Here is a 19,851-nt window from a genome sequence, read left to right as displayed (position 1 = left end):
ACGCCCGCATGGGGCACAGCGCCAGCATAACTTTACATTACACGGCTTTTCTTCACACAAACTTTAAATAGAAACCGTTGACAGGTATCTATGGCCAAAGGTATGCTAAATATATCGCAAGATAGATGACAGACAGTTAACTTGTTAAGGGCGCTTCCCACACAGGTGTAACTTCTGTCAAGGGGTTTTGGGTGCTAAAGGCAACTGTGTGGCAGTCCCGGAAAGCCAGGAACAGAAATGTTGGCGCGTTTGCGAGCGTTCCCGCGACCGCAAGTGGCAGGCTCACCGGCTGCCGCGCTTTTGCCGATAGTTCGCCGCACTGCCGGTTGGGCAATAGTGCTGGATGTTGTGGCTTAAGGCGTTTATTTACAGAGCTTGCATCCTGTAGCAGTGCGTGCCTGGGTTCCCCCACAATATTTGGGACACTGTGAAGAAGACTAATAAACCCGCCCCCCACGCCGCATTTGTAGGGGCGGGTTGATTGGACATCAAAGTTGGTGGCACAGCTATCGGTGAAATTGTCCCTCCCGACGTGGGGCACCGAGCACTGATCGCGCCCGCATGGGGCATTGGGCCTTGGACAATCGGGCATGGAGCACCGGACATGGCCAAGCCTGCAGTGGCCAGCGATCAGTCGTGCCGCACCGCCCCTACATTAGAGGATTTGGCTTTACAGAAACTTTAAATACAGGCTCTTGACAGCTCTCTATCTTGAGAGGTATATTACATATCGCTATATAGACGTAGGGCAGGCGTCCCGCCCCCCCTGAAGGTCTAATGTTCTAACCTAAGTGCATACTGCTATATCTTCAGGAGTAGCGTAGATATGGACTGCAAAATAGATGGCACACAGTTAACGGGTTCAAGGCCCTAACCACACAAATGGAACTTCTGTCAGGGGGTTTGTGGCTGCTAGAGGTAACTGTGTGGCAGTGAGGAAAGGCCAGGACGAAAAATGTTGGCCGATTTGCGACGGCACCGGCTCTCGCGTCTGCGAAGATCGCCCGCTGCCGCTCTTTTGGCCTAAAGTCCGCCGTACTGCCGGTTTGACAGTCTTGTTTGAGATTGTCCCTTAAATTGAGGCGTGCCAGAGTTAGCATCGTGCAGAGCTTGCCTGCTGGTGGGAGTCATGCCATTGAAATCCGCTTGCAGTATTGATCGGATGCGCGGGCAATTTTGAAAGAGAAGTTGAGCGAGTGTGTGGGGGAGGAAGATGATGTACCCTCGCAGCCTCCAACAGGGGGGAAGTCCAAGAAGGCGAGGGGAGTTGAACGTTGCCGGTGGGGAACTTAATGGGACAGGTGGGACGCCTGTGCTACGCCAAAAAGACGTAGGCGCAGGCGTCTCCCCTGCGCACCCGGGCCTGCGAGAGGTTGGTGGGACAGGCGGGACGCCTGTGCTACGCCAAAAAGAGGTTAATGGGACAGGCGAGAGGCAATTCCCACTCCCAACAGAGGTAGGCGCAGGCGTCTCCCCTGCGCACCTGCACCAAAGAGACTTTAATGGGACAGGCGGGACGCTGAGCATCAAAAGTTGCAGGAGTTTGAGGAGGATTTGGAGGAGGTTTGATGTTGAGCCGGCATCACTTTTTCTTTAGAAAGGCACTCTTTCCCCTTGTTCCCAGGCTCTGCCTGGGACCGCTACTCAGGAGGCTCTGCCTCCTTTCGACCACATGCAGTTCACCCGAAATGTTTTTAGCACAGCGGAGAATATTTGTCAACCCGCCCCCGCCCCTCCCGCTGACCCATTCCTACAGAGATTTGTCCCTCACATATTCTTTAATTATAGCTTGAAGCGTAAAGTACGGTTCGCCCTTCTCTGCCGTTTTTTCAATTAAACAGCGTCTCGACAAAGACTGGATCGCCTTCAAAAAATCCGAGTGAGAGAAGGTGAACTCAGCCGGTTTTCGGGTAAGCTGCAACCCTGGGTGGCTAGCCAACCATAACATGATTAGTTTTTCGGATTCTGACAAGCGCTGATAGTGTTCCAGCAAAATTGAATCTAGATCTCCTAAAAACGGGCTTGGGCAAGATAAAAATTGGGCAACGCTACAGTTAAACAGCTGGACAATAGTCGTGGCGATTATCTTTAACCACGAAGGGTTGCCGGCGTACAGGTCAATGAGTTCTGGCCATTTATCTTCATCAGTCAACCCCCTTTCTTTTAAGATGTCCCGCGCCGAGTTTCCTAACCCGTTCATCTGTAAGGTTCGGCAGTGCCGGTTTTCCGCTTCTAAGGTAGCAATTTCTATAGGGTTTTCCCAACTGAGCAGGAGCAAGCAACTCTTGTGAGGGTTTACAGCCAGCTGTTTGAGCAATTTGCCATAATGCCGGTACTCGGGAAGGTAGGTGCCGGCTAATTCCCCACGGCGAAAAGTTTCTTGCAGATCGTCGAGTATTATCAGGCAGCGATGGGCGGACAAATAGTCAATTAGGGATGGGAATTGAGTTTGTTGCTGCTCACAGAAAAACTCCATTAAATTTGTGGTCAGGGATTCCTGCGTTGGGAATTTATGATGGCTGCGCCAGACAATCAGATCGAAGTTCTGCTTAATTTGTTCGACAAGTTCCACTGCCAGGGAAGTTTTGCCAATACCGGACAATCCTATTAAGGTGACAGTGCGGATATTTTCTTCTAAGATCCACTGTTTTAGGGTGGTGAGTTCCTCGGTGCGCTCGCAGAAGGGATGAGCGCGTTCTGGCGCATCGGTTAGATCGTGGCGCTGTTTGGCTTGAACTTTGTCTGGATTGCTGGTTGAGGGCGAGCGCTCTTTGGGCGTGCCGGTGGAAGTCTGACTTTCCCTACAAACATTTATGTTGCCTTGAATAAAATTACTCTGTGCGCCATCCCCAACAATGGAAACATGGTGGATATGATATCGTTCCATCGCAGAGCGGAAGTTTGATTTACTAACTTTTTCGTTTAATTCTTCTGATAGCATATCCCATAAAGCGATCGCAGCTTTTTTGACGTTGGCTTCGCTACAGCGATAAGTCTGAGCAATTTCTTTGTACCGCTGACTGTCCCAAACCCCCAGTAATACCGCTTGTTGCAGGTTGGTTAGGTGTTTTCCCTTATTGGACAGGGCTAACTCATCGACCCATTGCAGGACTTCTTGGACATCCATAGGCGAGTTATTGCGTAGTTTTACGGAGATTCTACTACTTTTTTCACCTTTTGTCAACTCTTGATACTAAAGTATACTTTTTTCAACGACTGACAAGAAAGTTTATCCGCTCAAACTTTATCCGATTTTCTCCATTTTACTACTTGAAGAATTCCGGATGGTGCTTACAATAGAAAGCAGCCAGAGCAATTCAAGGAACTCGCGGCAAAGCAAGCCACCTTCAGAGCGGACATGGAGTGATGGCTTGATTGGCTGTAGCCTCCTTTAAGGAGAAAATGGTCTGACCTAATTTTAGGAGCCTCCTATGAGCACATACAAAAGCATTTAAAGTATGGGCTTTTAATTGTAAAATGCAGTTACATTTCAGTCCTTTAATTAGCATATTTAAGGGCTAAATGCTAAGTTTGTGTTCACTTTGTATCAGGGAAATCACAACATGAATAACTCCAATTTTTCTCGATTTAATCGATCGGTTCTGTGTGTTTCTAGCGCGATTTTGGGTTTGTTGCCGGTTTTGATGGCGGGTGAAGCGAAGGCTGCTAGTTTCACTTTTCGACCTGTTGCCGACACGCGCAATCAGTTTTTGACTCCTAGCACTCAGTACACCAGTATTGACAATGGACTGGGTACTAGCGGTTCTGCCAGTTTGTTGTGGGGGAACAGCGACGTTTACAACCTGTCAACCGACCCTATGTATCAAGCGGGCAAGGGAATTGCAGCGAAAGGCGGTAAAGTTGCCTTCATCGCAGATAAAACTGCTAGTGGGCAGACCTATCAGGTGATTAGTTTGGGCAATCCAAATACCGCCAGTGCAGGGGCTACACCAATCTATGTAGCTGATACCAAATCTACGAGTCCTTTTGCGAGCTTTGGTCAGGGGATTGCCCTTCGTTCCATTCCTGGCACACAAGCGAAGGAAGTGGCTTTTGTTGCCAAAATGCGTGGGACTAATGAAACTAAAATCTTTGTTGTTGGTTCGGCTCCAGGTTCAGTGCCACGGGAAGTTGCCAGCAGCACTCAATATGGTGAATTCGCTCCTGGGTTAAGCATGAATGATGCAGGAGAAGTGGCTTTCACTGCTAAAGGAAGCAATGGTATCACCAATGTTTACAAAGCCCAACCGCCGGCCACGTCGGCAGGTAGTTCCGTCGTTACTTCAATGACAGGGTGTACCCCTGGATCGGCTTCGAACCAGGTATGCTCCGTTAAATTTGAAGCTCCGTCCATTAACAATGCTGGAAAGGTTAGTTTCACTACCCAAGACGGTGTTTTTGTCAGTGACTCAAGCGGGATTTCTCCCATTGTTTCTAACGACCCCATGTTTATCTTGGGGTCGTATCGTGAAGCCAACATTAACAATTCCGGTTTGGTTTCAGCCTTTACTGCGGTAGGCGGTGACAAAACTGTCATTATAGGTAGTGGTAACGTACAAGGTCAAGTCATTTTCACTGGTGATGGCAGCGATGGCAGCGTGATTGCAGGAACCTACTACAATTACGATCCCGCAGGAGAGATCGTCCCCCTTCAGGAGACTTTTTACACCCTTGGTACTAGCTCGCTTAATAACAACGGCAATGTTGCTTTCATGGGTAAGTCATACCAACCGAACTTCTGGTATGATACTCCAGGCATCTTCGTTGGATCGGATAGTGTTCAAGATAAAGTTATCGCGCTGGGCGATTCCCTTCTCGGTTCTACAGTTACAGCCTTATCAATGGATCGCGGGAGCTTGACCGATGATGGCGAGATAAGTTTCTGGGCAAGACTTGCCAACAATCAGGAAGGGGTGTTCATGGCAGTCTCTAATGTGGTAGGTGCATCCCAATTCAACCCTTGGCTGCCCAATTGTCCCATCCAGACCGCTAATTCCATGAGTTTTTGCGGCGTAACGACAGGCCACTGGTTTGACCCGCCCACCGCCTACGGGTTTGACTATGAGATGGACAGTGACTCCCTGTTTACCTCCATCTTGGACTTGCCCGCCACCTTTGAGAATCCCTTTACCGTCTCCGTTGCCGACAAAGTTCTCGGCGTCTTCGGCAGTGGCGACAGCCTCAACTTCGGCGACTATGCCGACCTTCTGGGCGACCTGTTGATCGACAACAACGGGACAAAAGGCGTGACGAAATTCACCGTGCGAACCGGTGACGCGATCGACCCCACCAACCCGATGGCACTCCCGATCAAACTCGCCTTCAACACCGAGACTGCCGACTTTAGCCTTTACGCTATCGAGCCCACATCTAATCCCACAAAAGTTCCCGAACCGGCAACGATAATGGGATTTTTAGTGATCGGTGCGTTCCTCGTGGGTTCCAAACCACGCCGCCAACCATAAAACCAACCGCGTGAACCAACACCTTCGTAGCGCAGCCCGCCTGCCCGACGGCTGCGCTACAACTTCTGCATATCTCTCGTTCCCAGCTTGAGCTGGGAACGCAATCTGGAGGCTCTGCCTCATTTCACCGGCAAAGCAGGTTAAAAGCCTAACAGCTTATTAGAAGCTACTCAAAACGTCTCGTCTCCAGTAGGCTCTTCACCGGCAATACCTCCCTTCTCATAGCGATAGGAGGCTACAACGGGGTAAACTAAACCGCGCAGCCGGTTGATGCAACCCACCGGACGGTGGACTGCTAGACCGTTCCAGGGAGAAAATCGCAGGTTCTCACAGAAATCGTATTGTTTCTCGAAATCAATGATTTGATGCTTGACGGTGAGACGACCTACTGTGAAAAACGGCGATTCCTTTTCCTTCCACGTAACCGTGGTATCCTCGATGGACATGTTTGGGCTGGCTTGGAACTGAATGCCAAACTCCCAACAGTATTCAGCGTCCGGTTTCGCAAGGGATTGAATGATATCATCCCGGTAGTAATTGTCCGGCTGACTCGGATCTAAGCCGAGTGCTTTCGCGCGATCTGTGAAGGGCCATTTAGGAATCCCAGGTCGAGACTTGTATGGAATCTTGTCGTGCGGTGGTTTGGGTGAAACTGGAGTAAACGCATACTTAATCACAGCCGGATATTCGACAGGAAGGACACTCGTCTGCGAGGGGTCGAAATCGGGCGGCAGACCCAAAGCAGAGGCTGAACTGCTCCAATACCGCTGTGTCAGTAAACTTTTCGGAACCTCGCTCGTCCCCTTGAGGAGCGCTAAGAACTGCACGGGATGTTGAAAGAGCCACTTCTTTGTTGCCTCCTTTGACTCAACGACCGCAGAGAAAAAGCCGTAGTAGTCTCTGATGGTTTTTACAAAGAAAAACTCTGAATTGTGTACAATAATGTCCTGAGTTTTCGACTCATAGCTGTGCTCAAGCCGCTCCCCCTCAACCCCCATCACTTTGATTGCCATTGAGCGGGTGTCTGCCTCGTAATCATTTTTTATTTGGAAGGCCCCGTTTGCCAATCGCAGCCAAACAGGATATTGTTTGGGTGAGGAGAGCAAGCCTTGCTTCATGGAAATCCCTTTAACCTGGGAAGGAGTCAGCGCGGTGCGCTCGCTCAATTCGCGTTTAATCGCTTCCTCATCAAAGTCAAAGATTTCGAGAGTTGCTTTAACAGCAGCGTGGCTTTTCGTATGGGTATCTCGCAGGGCCCGATCTTTATCCTTATAAAGATTATCCATACGCATCCTGACTTGTTCAATCACAAGTTCGTAGTATTTGCGCTCATCCTGTTCGGGATATTCCGTAAATAATTTCTTGTCCATAAACCACCTTTTAACAGTTGATTGTGACGGTAGGGGTTCCCCTTCCCGGCAGTAGGGGCGGGCCCCCGTGGCATTAGTGTCAATTTAAGCTGTGTTCCGCAGCCTCTGGGCGGTTGTAGCCGCCCTTGGCGGCTTCCCGCAGGGTAACCGCAGCTACACAGACCAAACCCGCCTGCGCGGGTTTGAAAACTCTCGCTCTTCTCTTAAGTCCGCCTTGGGCGAAGCCCTTCCCGCAGGGTAGGCGGACTTCGTTTGTATAGCCGCGATTTCAAGAGACTGTTGGCGAATTGATGTAGGGTAAGACCCCACCCCCAACCCCTCCCCGTGAACGGGGAGGGGAGCTTTCTGGGAACCCTTGTTCTCCCCTTTCTCCTGTTTCCTCGAAAAAAACCGCACATTTTGAGAATCTCTCTCTAGTCTTTAGCCCGCGTAGGCGGGCTTCGTCTGTATAGCCGCGATTTCAATCGCCAGGACCCTGGCAAACTAGCCAGAGGTCTAACCCCCCGTTAATTCGCCAACAACATCTTTCAATCGCCAGGAGCTTAAGTTAACACCAATGCCCCCGTGGCCGCCCTGACACCGATGGTCCCCTCTCCCGTCCGGGGAGAGGGAGGAACGGGGGGTGAGGGTGAAAATCTTTGCAAAATGTTACACCGGCTGCCAACCCTCGCGATAGAAAGAAACATTATACTCTTTCCCTGGAGGAACATTGCGATTCAACACCTGGGAGAGAGTCTTCGTATTCATAATCTCTTCCCACCCTACTGGTGAAAAAGTTTCTGGATTGAAAACATGCTCTGCGAGCAGAGGATTGGTGAACGCTTGAGAAAAGGCATCAATGCCTATCAGCCGGCCCACCAAGGGAGGCAAAGCTGAATTTGGCCGCAGGTCTTCTGCGTAGAGCCCCACATATAGCTCAATATTGTCTACATGCCCGTACAAGCGCTCCAGTTCTTTTTGAACTTTTTCATCGCCACTAATTTGATTGAAATCGGTGACGCGCGGATACTTGCACAACTCGCGGTAATCGTTATAAGTCCGCAGTTTTGCCGCGCGACCTAACCGAATACTGGCCAGCTCAGTGTGTACCAGGAAATCAGGCGTGTTGAATAAGCTCAGTTGGGCTGCCGGTTGGGAGCAAGATTCCTCAAATATAGCTCCCAAACCCTTCTTAATAATCATCTCATTGTTCCACATCGTGTCGGGGACAGGAATGTTTTGCCCGTCGCACACGATCGTATCGGGCAGCATACTGTGCCAGCGATAGACTAGAGTAAATTCTACCGACATCCAATTCGTGCGATACCATTTCTCATTAGTAAACGCAAGGGGATCGGTGAAGAATTGAAATTGATAGGGGGTGATGTGGTTAATATAATCCTCAAGCACAATTTTGAGGAACTCAACCATCACAATGTTTCTGGCTGTGTGATACAGTCGCTCGTCATCCCAAGTGGGATAACTCTTTGCTAAGAGATCGCACACGCGATTGTGCTCTCGTAAGCAAAGAACGTTCAGCATCACATAACCAATTTGGACATTGGCCCGCTCAACCTCTAACCCCAGAGCAAATAACTTTTGTTTTCTTTCTGGGGGTAAGGTATCTGCTTTATTAACCCCTTCAGCGGTTACTAGATGAGGCATTCCTTTGAATTCTTCCTTGGCTTGGCCATTCTCATCGTAGTAAAAAGGAGGATATTCTTCCCCATTGATAATTTGGCTTTTTAGTTTCCCCCCTTGATAAGACCTCAACAGACGAGTAATTTCTGGGGTCAATCCATAGACATTACAAAGGTCGATTTGGTGATTTGAACTATTCCTGAGGTGATTCTGCCGGTCTGTACGCAGAAAACTGTCGGTAAACCACTGAACGAAATAGGGGAAAATCAGGCTGGATTTTGGGGAGTATTTAGTTTCTCCGGTCTTCTTATATAAGACCGCTAGGTCTTCGACAGGAGGAAGATTTGTCTCGAACTCCTCCCCAGGGGTTAAGTTAACGCCTATATAGTTGCGATCGGTTAAAGGTTTCCAACTCGTAGGCGGTAGGTGGAGTCCGGAATAAGTGCGATCGTTTAATGACTCCCAAGACGTGTAAGGAGACTTCGTACTGAACGGATAGGGACGATTGGGAATTTTATTGATGGCATTATTGATGAGAGTTTTATTAACTGCCCTCTTGAGAAAATCGTTGCTTTGAATAAAAGCCCACATCGGCTTAAACTTTGTCAGCAACAAAGTCTCAACTTTATTTCTTAGCCCGTCTCTTGATGTGTCTCTTTGTGAGGCCATAATTGTTTTCCTTGTGGGTCCTGTAGATGTGACTGATCCCAGCTTAACCTGCTAGATGGGGGCGTCTAAAACGCTCCCCCAGCATCTCTAGGTTAGGGTTATGCTTCTAGTTTGTCTAGGTACTTTTTCAAGTTGGGGGGTCGGTAGTCCGATCGCTGTTTCCAGCGCAATTTTACACTTTCATGCAATTCATCAATTTCATCTCCAATCTCCCGAAGTATAGTTCCCCCCAGTTTTGTGGCCTTCTCGATGATGCTCTTTACCTGAAAATCGCAGGTATAGTCAAAGTCAAGAGGAGGATTGATTTTACTGATATCGAACTCCAGACCCAGTCCTAAGGAGCCAATAGATTCAATCATCCACTTCAAAGTGCCATCTGCTAATTTACTTTTCTTCAGCGTCCCACCGCCGACACAGCCATGATCTCCTGGAAACCAGACTTGGCGCAGCACTTGGTCTGGAGCGTCAGGATGTTTGTGCATCGGCGTGACATTGAAGACTTTGCGCTGCTCATCAATCGCCACCGCATGGAGGGCGTTTTTAATCTTTTTATTCAGCTGAGTGTCGTGGAACCTGTATTGATTGTTGAGCTGTTGCGTGAGTGGCCCAAAGTACGATAGATCGGGAATTCCCAAAGAACCGACTGTATCCCAGCAACCTAAAAGGGTGATTTCAACCCGACTTCCAAGACTATTTTCTTTCCGGAAGTCTTTTGCCTCCTCGTCACTCGGCGCAATCCCCCTGTTACAGTAAAGCTGATAAGCTTCCGGCGCTTGACGGATGTTTTCGCGTTTTAACAGGCCGGTGTTATACATCAGTCCGGCCAGACTCCTGACCGTATAAGCGCCACGACTGAAGCCAAACAGGTAAATTTCATCTCCCTCAACATAGTTCAGGCAAAGAAAGCGATACGCATCTTGGATATTTTGGTCAATTCCTTTGCCGAAAGCTCCCCCCAAAAACCTCTCTGCTGCATCCTCATCCGTACCGACGCCCTCATCATAGTAGAGTAACTGAAGCGTTCCATCACTAGCGACAGGCTTAATCGCTTGTGCAATTTTAACGACGTTGGTTGGACAGGGGTCGGTTAATTTTTGCCAAGTTCCATCACAGCAAACGATTAAACGTTTCATTTTGGCCTAGAATCCTTTTTTTACCTAAGTTTTTCAGGTCGAATGACACTTAGTTCAGCGCCTCCGAGGAAGATTGAGAATAAACTTGCCCACGGGCTCTCTTGGGCGTTGTGACTGGGATTATTAAGCTCCCTTAAGTTCGTTCAAGTCTTACGCAATCCTCCCGTGGGACATTTTTTGTATAGTCAGTAGTATAACTGATTAATTTTAAAATGACAACCGTTTATGTTAAGATTTTTATACCTTTTCCTGATATGGCCACAGCCATCGTGTTACCAGCTTTTGGAGCATTTTTGCCATCGCGGCTTGTCCTCTTGTTGCCTGTCAAGCGCCTGCAGCCACCGCTCTATCTTTTAAGCGAGGTCTTGCAAAGATTCAGGCTATCAGTGAAGTCTTTTGGCTTGGCATTCTCCTGCGCTCATTGCTCAGCCGCGATCGGGATCGTTGAAAAGCGCATTGAAAAGCGCATTGAAAAGCGTTTCCTGTTCGGCCAGCACCGCCGGCAGTCGCTCCGGGGTTGGAGGGCTCTCCCAAATTTCTCGGTTCTCCCTCATGCCGGTCTTGATTTGCTTGTCAGTGGTGTCCACACCGGCAGATAGAACACTGACGCAGCGAGTCGGTTTTTTTGCTCAGCAATGCGACCGGCTCTTTGATTTGACTGAATGTCAAACTCCGCATGTCCAATTCCGCAGGCAAAGCGCCCACACTATAGCACAGGGATCTCCCCCTCAACTAAGCTTTTCACTCCTCCCCAGGCAGCAGCAATTTCAGTTCTGCCAGCAGCAATTTTAGCCTGTCGCACTTCTCGCTGTCGTCCCACGCCGCAAACTTCCTAGCTCTCTTCAATATCTCCTCGATCTCCGCTTGCAGCTCTGCTCGCTCTCTGGGCGCTTTCTTTTCCTTGACCAGTTTTTGCACTTGGCGCAGCGTCAGAGAGTGAGCCCTCGCTTCTTCCAGCAGCGCCCCCCGCTCCGCCTCCGACTCCAGCTTGGCAATTTCCTTGGCCTTTGTCCACTCGATGCGCCCCTGGCGGAGGGGTTCCAGGATTTCCGGCGGCAGGTTGAGCAGGGGCAGTCTGGTGCGGACGAAGGACTGCCAGGTCATCCGCGCCAGCTCAGCAAATACCTGCTCTACTATTTCCCGGTCTGATTTTCCCAAAGTGCTTTGGGGAATTTCCCCCTCTCCCTCCCCTGACGGAGCTACACTCGCCGGTCTGTCCCCAACTTCGGCCTCACCTGCTTCCCTTGACAGTCTGCTCAAAGCGCTTTGGGTAGCTTTCTTTTTGGCTTGATTGTCGAGCCGGTAGAGCTTGCTCTCAACACCGGCACGATCGCAGTCCAGCCGCATGGCCAGCAGTTGCAGGATTCCTTGGGTTTCCTCCAGTGGGTTCAAATCCTTGCGCTGCAAGTTCTCCACCAGGGCGTACTGGATAGCTTGAGAATCAGTCATCTGGCGCACCACCACCGGCACTTCAGTCAGTCCAGCTGCCCGGGCTGCCCTATACCGGCGCTCCCCTGCCACCAGTTCGTACTGGCCAATGCCTGCCGGTCGCACCAGCAGCGGCTGCAGGATGCCGTGTTCCCTCACGCTAGCCGTTAGCTGCTGCATGGCAACCTCATCAAAATAATGCCGGGGCTGGTAGTGCGCCAGCACAATCGACGCTAGCGGAACCTGTTGCGCAGCAGGTGACCGCTGAGAGTCGTTTCCCTCAAAGCCCGCATCTCTGTGTTCAGTCGTTGCCTGGAAGCTAGATGAGCTAGAGCACCGGTTGATGGTCATTCGTTCTTGTATCTGAAAAGTCTTGCTTCTTTACTGATATAGCTCTATTTCTCTGAAGTGTGTGACTTTTAACTAAAAATTACACAAGCCCAACTACAAACCTTGGGGCTACGCTGAACTTACAAACCTTGGGGCTACGCTGAACTTACAAACCTTGGGGCTACGCTGAACTTACAAACGGTGCGCCGGCGCACTGATATGAAAAGGGGGTGTGCCGGCCAGAAAAAGGACAGGACTTATTCAATGAGTCTACATAAAGATTAATATAATTGTTACACTTCGCAATAAGTTGCTTAATTTATCAGCACTGGGCTGTAAAGTTAGACAGCGAGTAAAAATTATAGGTTTTCCACTTAATTTGTTGGTTATATGAGAGACAGGGGGCTGGAGCTGGCTCACCCCGGATGCCTGCCACCGGCAAACGACAGGCATCAAGCGGCCTCTGCGGGAGTGCGCCTGCGGCTATCGGGGCACTTGTGCGGTTGAATCAGTCGGTGGGTGCCCAGAAGCCTCCCGGAGTGCAAACCTGTGGGGCATTAGCCCAACTACAAACTTGTGGGGCTAAAGTAGGGGCGGGTTCACCCAAAATGTCTCTGCGAAGTTCAGATATTAGTAAACCCGCCCCTACGAACTTTTGCCGGTAAAAGACAAAACCGCAATAGCGAAACACGCTATTGATTCCTCGGCAAGGAAAGGGCAACGCGAAAACCAAAGATGCCATACCTGAAGTCGGGCACGAACCAGCAGCGAAAAGCCGCACGGCACCGTCTGGGGAAGTAATACCAAGAACCACCCCGCAACAGCCGGCGATTTTTGTTCCCACCGGCTTCCCAGACACTCCCATCCGACGGCGCACCCGTGTAATCATCGTGCCAGGGATCGGCGCACCACTCCCAAACATTTCCGTGCGTGTCGTACAGCCCAAAAGCGTTCGGCGGAAAACTCCCCACATCGGTTGTTCGCTTGCGGTATTTGCCTTTTCGCCCTGAAGCGTAGGTATAGTTCCCGTCGTAGTTAGCCAAATCTGAGGTTATCGTCTCGCCGAAGTGAAAAGGGGTTGTGGTTCCCGCGCGACAGGCATATTCCCACTCCGCCTCGCTGGGAAGCCGGTAGTTGCGCCCGGTTTGTTCCGACAGTCTGGCGCAGAATTCCACTGCATCATTCCAGGATACATATTCCACCGGCCTGTTTGCGCCTTTGATATAAGAAGGATCGGGATTTAAGTCGCCGCTGACTTTGGGCAACAGAGCGACAGCTTTCCACTGCGCCTGAGTGATCGCATACTTCCCCATAAAAAAGGGCTCCACTGTTACCGAGTGCTGCGGACTTTCACTGTCAAATCGCCCTTCTTCAGTCTTCGGCGAACCCATCGTAAAGGTTCCCCCTGGAATGGAAACCATTTCTAAAATTATTCCGCCTCCTAAGTTTTCGGGAAAGTATTCAGCTCCCCGGCGACTGCGGTTAATTTCTCGCCCCCGCGCATCAACTGTCACCATCTCGAATGCAAAGGAACTGAGAAGCAATCCTTTCGCGCTCCCACTCCCTCTTTGGGCGATGGGGGTGGGGGTTGAGGGCGCAAGCGCCGCCATCACTTCCGCCGCAGACTGATATCGATCTTTGAAATAATCTGAGAGCAATTTATCCAAAACTTGTTCCAATTCCGGGCTGACAGATGTGCCGGCAGGCAGTTTTTCTCGCCACCGCCAGCAGCTTTCCATCGCATCAAACAGTTCGTCAGCACCGTCGGCTTTTGGAAAGCAGCCAGTCATCAGGCGGATGCAAGTTACAGCCAAACTGTACAAGTCGCTGGCGGGGTGAGCGACACCGCGCATTTGCCCCACGGCGCGTATCCGTCGGGGTACTGCCCTCTGCCGGCTCAACAGCGTGCCGGCCCACTGTTTGGCCACCCCGAAGTCTGCCAGCACTAATTTGCCATCGCTTTGCCGGCGGATGATGCTCTCTGGTTTGATATTTCTGTGAGTGACTTTTCTGTCGTGCACGAATTGCAGCACCGGCAGTAAATCTCCCAGAACTTTCCGAATCTTCGGCTCGCTGAAGGTTCCCTCTTGCTGCAGCTCTTCGAGCAAGGTGTGTCCTTTGATGAACTGCTGCACCAGGTACAGCCTATTATTTTCCTCGAAGTAAGCGAACAGGGTGGGAATCTGCGGGTGTTCTTCTAAGTGAAGCAGTTTTTCCGCTTCAAGGTTAAAGAACTCCCGCGCTTTTTCCAGCACCGGCGGGCTGTTTTGAAGTGCCGGTGAGGGGGAGAACTGTTTGACGGCACACCAGGCGTTGCGCCAGTCTCTGTCCACTGCCAAGTAGGTTTTGCTAAACCCCTCTTGACCGATAGCGCGAATTATGCTATATCTCCCTCTGAGCAGCGGGGACAGTTTTGTCCCGCAACTCATGCAGAAGTTTGTGCCATCTGGATTTTCGGGCAGGACGCAAGTAGGATTGAGGCAGTAAATCATTGGGAAAAGGGTGCCGGTGGGAGAGTTATCTCTATTTTACCCATCGCCTCTCTCTATTTCTTCTATTTTATAGATGTGCGAGTTTAAATCTGGTTCACCGCCCATGTTTCTAGCCAGGCGCGGGTATACGCAGCAGGCTGACGCTTGGTTCCGGCACAGTCGGGTGCTGGACTTAGCCGGCAGGCACCGGCAGCCGGTAGAATCCCTGGAGTGCGTGCCGGCGCACCTCCCTACAGCGGGGGGTATCTGCAATCGGTGCCGGCGGCGGCGTGCTTGGGGGAAGAGCCGGCGAAAAAATTCATAAAATTGTCATAAAATTTTTACATTTCACCGGCACAATTTTGTGGAGTTGTGTTATATTAAGAATAATGGGATAGGTGTCGGCATATAAACACTCTGTTTGGGGGAGCGACACTTCGGCACAGCCTACCAAGCCACTCCACCCAGTTTGATGTTCGGATGGGATTGCCCATCACTGGAACCGGCTGGACTCTTCCGCTCTCCCGACGAATTCCCATCCGCCGGCTCTCACATTGAAGAGTGCTGACAGCAGAAACGACTGCGCGGAACCCGAGATTGTCATTCCTGAACTCCGGCTCGTTCCTGTTGCGGTTAGCCGCACGGCAATTCCTGGGATTGTTGTTCCAAGAACCCCCACGTTGCATCCGGTTTTGCCGATTCCAATTCTATTATAGCATCAAGGCGAAAGTTGTCAAGATTTTTTGGCGCAATCTCCTAGTTACGGAGAACCCCGGTTTCTTTAAGAATACGGGTTTCTGGCACAATCTCCAGGTGTCGCCGTGTTTCAAATGAGCCACCCAGCTTTGAACTGAACGGTATATTGCGGAGAGTCCAATTCTACCGGCAATCCAATCTTCCCGCAACTGGCGCAACCGGCGGAAGGCGCGGCGCAGATTTTCTTGGCGCACTCGTATGCGATCCGGGAGGATGCGAAATCCCACAAAGCTTGCGCCGTATCGCGTTTCAAACAGCTGGCTTTTGATGGGGTGAATTTTCAGACGCAGGGTGGCGAGGTGTGACTCTATCTCGATTCGCGCACCGGCTAAAAATTCCCAGCTGTCGGAGAAGAGAGCGAAGTCATCGGCAAAGCGGATGTATTTTTCTGCTTTCAGCTGTTCTTTCACAAAATGGTCGAGACTGTTCAGGTAAAGATTGGCCAAAAATTGGCTTGTCAGGTTGCCAATTGGCAAACCGCGCCGCCGGTTTAGGGGTGCGAGCAAATCGTCTCCTGGGAAATATTCTATCACAGGTTCTTGCGGGTTGCTGTTATCGATGATTTTATCAAGCAGCCACAGCGTATCGGGACATTTAATCTGGCGGCGGATCAGTTTTTTGAGTATGCTGTGATCGATGCTGGGGAAATATTTTCGCACGTCGCACTGGAGGATGTACTTACTTGAGCGGGCGAATTTCGTGAACCGGCGCAAAGCGCGGTGAGTGCCAAACCCAACACGGTTTGCGTAGGAATCACTAATAAAACTTCGCTCGACAAGTGGGGCAATAATATTGCAGAGAGCGTGGTGAACAATTCTATCCCGGTAAGGCGCTGCTGAAATTAGCCGCCGCTTGGGTTGGGAAATCTCAAAAGTCCTGTACGCGCCAGGAGTGTAGGTTTTGGATTTCAATTCTTCCTGGAGTTGCAGCAGGTTTCCTTCCAGGTTGTAGTTGAACTCCAGGACATTTGGGCGAAAGCGTTTGCCGCGCTGAGCTTTTCGCGCGGCGGATAGCAGGTTGGCGAAATCTACAATTTGGGGGAACAGGTTGCCGTATCGTTTCATGGGTGGCTGAGAAATCAGGTGAGATGTTTTCAGTTTCACGGGGAGGTTTCACGGGGAGGTTTCACGGGGAGTCTTTTTTGCGCTGCTGTTTAATCCAGCCGCCCAAATCGGTGCCGATGTCATTGAGCAATTTTCCCGCGTACTCGTACCTTTCGGTTGACATTTCGTGAAAATCTAAGAGCAAGCGCGTTTGGTGGCGCAGGATGTCTATTTTTATGTTGAGCGCTTCCAGCTGGGCTAATTTGTCTTTGGCGTATCGGGCTGATATCAGACCTTCTAAAAGTTCGTAAAGTCCAATTATCATCCGGTCCCCAACAGTAAATTTGTACTGGCGCGGAAGCCGGTTCAAAATGGGGACATACCATTTAACCAAGTCATAGGTTTTTTGGATAATGGGTAATTCGCTCATTGTTCGCTAAAAAGATAATAGGTCATTTTTCAAAAAAAATCGCGACGCGCTTCGCGCGAGAGAGGGAAGAGGGAAAAGGAAAGAAGGGCAGAGGGCAAAAGGGGAAGAGGGTAAAGGGCTATTAAGTCCTGACAGCAGAAACGACCGCGCGGAACCCGAGATCGCCAACCCTGAACTCCGGCCCGCACCCGTGGCGGTAAGCCGCACGGCAAACCCCGGGATAGCTGCGCCAAGAACCCCCACGTAGCATCCGGGATTGACGATCTTCGTTTCCGCCAGAACTCCAGACACTCCCATCCACCGGCGCACCGGCATAATTCCCGTGGTAAAGATCGGCGCACCACTCCCAGACATTGCCGTGCATGTCGTACAGTCCAAAGGCGTTCGGCGGAAAACTCCCGACATCTGTTGTCTGCTGGCGATAAACACCTTTCGGGGCGGAGGCGTAGGTAGAGTTGCCGTCGTAGTTAGCCAAATCAGTCGTAATTGTCTCGCCGAAGTGGAAAGGCGTTGTGGTGCCGGCGCGACAGGCATATTCCCACTCAGCTTCACTGGGTAAGCGGTAGTCGCGCCCGGTTTTTTGGGACAGTCGGGCGCAAAATTCCACCGCATCGTCCCACGATACATTCTCCACCGGCCTGTTTGCGCCTTTGAATCGAGACGGATCTGGATTTAAGTCCCGATTTACCTTAGGCAAAGCGGCGACAACTTTCCACTGCGCCTGAGTTATGGCGTACTTTCCCATAAAAAAAGGCTGCACCGTCACTAGGCGTTGCGGACCTTCGTCACTATATCGCCCTGACTCCGTTTGCGGGGAACCCATCATAAAAGTTCCCCCCGGAATCGACACCATTTCTAAAATCACTCCGTCTCCTAAGTCATGGGTAAAATATTCAGCTTGTCGGCGCGTGCGGTTGATTTCTCGCCCCCGCGCGTCTACCGTGATTGCGTCGAAGGCAAAAGTTTGCAAAGTTTTGCCCTCACTCCCCCTACTTCTAGGTGGGGGAGGCGGAGTCTCAGGTGTGGGAGAAGTATCAACTCTTTGTTCCGCTTGTGGGAGAGGATTTGGGGGTGAGGGTGAATTCTCAACTATTGGGGAAGAGGGGGGAGAGGTGAAAAGCTGACGGGCGAAAACCGACGCTACAAATCCCCCACCGGCAAATCCCGCCAGCTTGACAACTTGCCGGCGCGTCAGGGGGGAATTCGGTTTTGTCAGAGAGGAAACCGCTTGCAGCGCCTGAGATGCTGGCGAGTAGCGCTGGCGGTAATCATAGCGCACCATTTTATCTAGAATGTTTGCCAACTTCGGACTAACTTTCGCCCAGTTGCGCCAGATAACTTCCCCCGTTACGGGATCTTCGGGCAATCGTTCTGGGGAGATGCCGGTGAGTGCTTGAATTGCCGTGATTCCCAGGGCATAAACATCGCTGCTAAACTGGGGTTTGCCCTGAGTTTGCTCACTTGGCATATATCCGGGGGTGCCAATCCCAACTGTCAGACTCGTCTGACTCTGCTGCGCATTAACCACCCCGGTACTCACTTGCTTAACCGCCCCAAAGTCTATGAGGACAATTTTCTTATCTTTGCGGCGTCGGATTAAGTTTGCCGGTTTGATATCGCGGTGGATCACGCCTTGCTGATGGGCGTAAGAGAGGGCTGTCAGCACATCCAGCAAAAAGGCAACTGTCTGTTTTTCTGTCCACTTGCATCCCGGTTTTATTTCCGCGCACAGACTGTCGCCGTCGATGAATTGCTGCACCAGATAGAATTCTTGATTTTCCTCAAAGTGAGCCAAAAGTCTGGGAATTTGGTCGTGCTCGCCCAATTTCTGGAGGGTTTGAGCTTCGGTTTTGAATAACCGGCTGGCAATTTGCAGGATAGACGGATCGTTATACTGGGGTTTAAGCTGTTTGACGACGCACTCAGGATTGTCGGGTAGCTGGGTGTCTGAGGCGAGGAAAGTTTGGCCAAATGCCCCGCCTCCCAGATATTTGACGATTTTATAGCGCCCCGCAAGGGTTTGTCCCAACATGGCTTTGATGCCGGTTATGATAAATTTATATCCAGGATAGAGCTTTTGAGGAAAAAGTTGACTGTCAATTTTTGCCCCACACCTTAACAATAGGGCATGGCGCATGGCGCATAGGGCATAGGGCATGGCGCATAGCGCATAGCGCATGGCGCATGGCGCATGGCGCATGGGTAAGACTCACAGCTTTTGCCCAATCCCCAATCCCCAATCCCCAATCCCCAATCCCCAATCCCTAATCCCTAAATTTGGCCCGCACCGGCTTCAGCCGTTTTTTTGGCCTCACCGGCACCCGCCGCACAGGAAATCCCCGCACAGTGCCGGTGTCCACCCCCAAACCTATTCGATGAGTCTACATAAAGATTAATATAATTATCATACTTCTCTGTGCCCTCAATCCCACTACCCACTTCAGGTCTATCAGCGCAAACCCTCCCAAAATTACACCTTTTCTGCTTAATTAGTTTCAACCTAACCCTCCCGCCAAATTACTGCCGGTCAAACCCCATCCAAATCAGGCCCCGCACCGGCTTCAGCCGTTTTTTTGGCCCGGCAGGCACCCGCCGCACAGGAAATCCCCGCACAGTGCCGGTGTCCACCCCCAAACCTATTCGATGAGTCTACATAAGGATTAATATAATTCTCATACTTCTCTGTGCCATCAATTCCCCTACCCACTTCAGGTCTATCACCGCAAACCCTCCCAAAATTACACTTTTTCTGCTTAATTAGTTTCAACCTAACCCTCCCGCCAAATTACTGCCGGTCAAACCCCATCCAAATCAGGCCCCGCACCGGCTTCAGCCGTTTTTTTGGCCCGGCAGGCACCCGCCGCACAGGGAATCCCCGCAGTGTGCCGGTGTCCACCCCCAAACCTATTCGATGAGTCTACATAAAGATTAATATAATTATCATACTTCTCTGTGCCCTCAATCCCACTACCCACTTCAGGTCTATCAGCGCAAACCCTCCCAAAATTACACCTTTTCTGCTTAATTAGTTTCAACCTAACCCTCCCGCCAAATTACTGCCGGTCAAACCCCATCCAAATCAGGCCCCGCACCGGCTTCAGCCGTTTTTTTGGCCCCACCGGCACCCGCCGCAGAG

At 50.8% G+C, this 19,851-nt stretch carries 16 protein-coding genes; 4 read left to right on the top strand and 12 right to left on the bottom strand.

Going from position 1 to position 19,851, the window contains the following annotated elements; all coding sequences use genetic code 11:
* Positions 1 to 481: 481 nt before the first annotated feature.
* Together OSC10802_RS50445 and OSC10802_RS50440 are read left to right on the top strand one after the other, a co-directional pair.
* Positions 482 to 685, top strand: a complete 204-nt coding sequence (locus OSC10802_RS50445) for a hypothetical protein (protein ID WP_155968127.1) — start codon at positions 482 to 484, stop codon at positions 683 to 685.
* A gap of 241 nt (positions 686 to 926) precedes the next feature.
* A complete protein-coding gene (locus tag OSC10802_RS50440) occupies positions 927 to 1,076 on the top strand; it encodes a hypothetical protein (RefSeq protein WP_155968125.1) in 150 nt (49 codons plus the stop codon).
* 674 nt (positions 1,077 to 1,750) lie between these two features.
* Here the strand turns inward: OSC10802_RS50440 and OSC10802_RS0120395 are convergent.
* A complete protein-coding gene (locus tag OSC10802_RS0120395) occupies positions 1,751 to 3,127 on the bottom strand; it encodes a helix-turn-helix domain-containing protein (protein ID WP_017718620.1) in 1,377 nt (458 codons plus the stop codon).
* Between the two features lie 436 nt (positions 3,128 to 3,563).
* Between OSC10802_RS0120395 and OSC10802_RS0120390 the strand changes: the two genes are divergently transcribed.
* Positions 3,564 to 5,465, top strand: coding sequence for a PEP-CTERM sorting domain-containing protein (locus OSC10802_RS0120390; protein WP_017718619.1), 1,902 nt, complete (start codon positions 3,564 to 3,566; stop codon positions 5,463 to 5,465).
* Positions 5,466 to 5,635: 170 nt separating this feature from the next.
* Here OSC10802_RS0120390 and OSC10802_RS0120385 read toward each other — a convergent pair whose 3' ends face one another.
* From OSC10802_RS0120385 to OSC10802_RS0120355, 6 genes are all read right to left on the bottom strand, one after another.
* Entirely contained in the window at positions 5,636 to 6,835 is a 1,200-nt protein-coding gene (locus tag OSC10802_RS0120385; RefSeq protein WP_017718618.1) for a catalase family protein, read from the bottom strand.
* A gap of 648 nt (positions 6,836 to 7,483) precedes the next feature.
* Positions 7,484 to 9,124, bottom strand: a complete 1,641-nt coding sequence (locus tag OSC10802_RS0120375) for a peroxidase family protein (protein ID WP_026098665.1) — start codon at positions 9,122 to 9,124, stop codon at positions 7,484 to 7,486.
* A 98-nt stretch (positions 9,125 to 9,222) separates the two neighbouring features.
* Positions 9,223 to 10,257, bottom strand: coding sequence for a T6SS phospholipase effector Tle1-like catalytic domain-containing protein (locus OSC10802_RS0120370; RefSeq protein ID WP_017718615.1), 1,035 nt, complete (start codon positions 10,255 to 10,257; stop codon positions 9,223 to 9,225).
* Between the two features lie 425 nt (positions 10,258 to 10,682).
* Complete coding sequence (locus OSC10802_RS50435) at positions 10,683 to 10,844, bottom strand: hypothetical protein (protein WP_017718614.1); 162 nt, start codon at positions 10,842 to 10,844, stop codon at positions 10,683 to 10,685.
* A gap of 154 nt (positions 10,845 to 10,998) precedes the next feature.
* Complete coding sequence (locus OSC10802_RS0120360) at positions 10,999 to 12,036, bottom strand: ParB/RepB/Spo0J family partition protein (protein WP_017718613.1); 1,038 nt, start codon at positions 12,034 to 12,036, stop codon at positions 10,999 to 11,001.
* Between the two features lie 671 nt (positions 12,037 to 12,707).
* On the bottom strand, positions 12,708 to 14,507 hold the full coding sequence (locus OSC10802_RS0120355) for a bifunctional serine/threonine-protein kinase/formylglycine-generating enzyme family protein (protein ID WP_017718612.1): 1,800 nt from the start codon (positions 14,505 to 14,507) through the stop codon (positions 12,708 to 12,710).
* A 103-nt stretch (positions 14,508 to 14,610) separates the two neighbouring features.
* Between OSC10802_RS0120355 and OSC10802_RS53120 the strand changes: the two genes are divergently transcribed.
* Positions 14,611 to 14,811 (top strand): hypothetical protein, encoded by a 201-nt coding sequence (locus tag OSC10802_RS53120; RefSeq protein ID WP_198525155.1) that lies wholly within the window; start codon positions 14,611 to 14,613, stop codon positions 14,809 to 14,811.
* 55 nt (positions 14,812 to 14,866) lie between these two features.
* Here OSC10802_RS53120 and OSC10802_RS56185 read toward each other — a convergent pair whose 3' ends face one another.
* From OSC10802_RS56185 to OSC10802_RS54685, 5 genes are all read right to left on the bottom strand, one after another.
* On the bottom strand, positions 14,867 to 15,172 hold the full coding sequence (locus OSC10802_RS56185) for an SUMF1/EgtB/PvdO family nonheme iron enzyme (RefSeq protein ID WP_155968123.1): 306 nt from the start codon (positions 15,170 to 15,172) through the stop codon (positions 14,867 to 14,869).
* Between the two features lie 24 nt (positions 15,173 to 15,196).
* The gene (locus OSC10802_RS0120350) at positions 15,197 to 16,345 is read right to left on the bottom strand and encodes an RNA-directed DNA polymerase (RefSeq protein WP_017718611.1); all 1,149 of its coding nucleotides are present in this window, start codon (positions 16,343 to 16,345) and stop codon (positions 15,197 to 15,199) included.
* A gap of 22 nt (positions 16,346 to 16,367) precedes the next feature.
* Positions 16,368 to 16,715, bottom strand: coding sequence for a diversity-generating retroelement protein Avd (gene avd, locus OSC10802_RS0120345; RefSeq protein ID WP_017718610.1), 348 nt, complete (start codon positions 16,713 to 16,715; stop codon positions 16,368 to 16,370).
* Between the two features lie 121 nt (positions 16,716 to 16,836).
* Positions 16,837 to 18,747, bottom strand: a complete 1,911-nt coding sequence (locus OSC10802_RS0120335) for a bifunctional serine/threonine-protein kinase/formylglycine-generating enzyme family protein (RefSeq protein WP_017718608.1) — start codon at positions 18,745 to 18,747, stop codon at positions 16,837 to 16,839.
* A gap of 239 nt (positions 18,748 to 18,986) precedes the next feature.
* The gene (locus OSC10802_RS54685) at positions 18,987 to 19,154 is read right to left on the bottom strand and encodes a hypothetical protein (RefSeq protein ID WP_232731715.1); all 168 of its coding nucleotides are present in this window, start codon (positions 19,152 to 19,154) and stop codon (positions 18,987 to 18,989) included.
* Positions 19,155 to 19,851: the final 697 nt, after the last annotated feature.

The sequence above is a fragment of the Kamptonema formosum PCC 10802 genome (assembly GCF_000332335.1).
Classification (GTDB): Bacteria; Cyanobacteriota; Cyanobacteriia; order Cyanobacteriales; family Oscillatoriaceae; genus Oscillatoria.
This window is presented reverse-complemented; position numbering and strand designations above follow the sequence as displayed.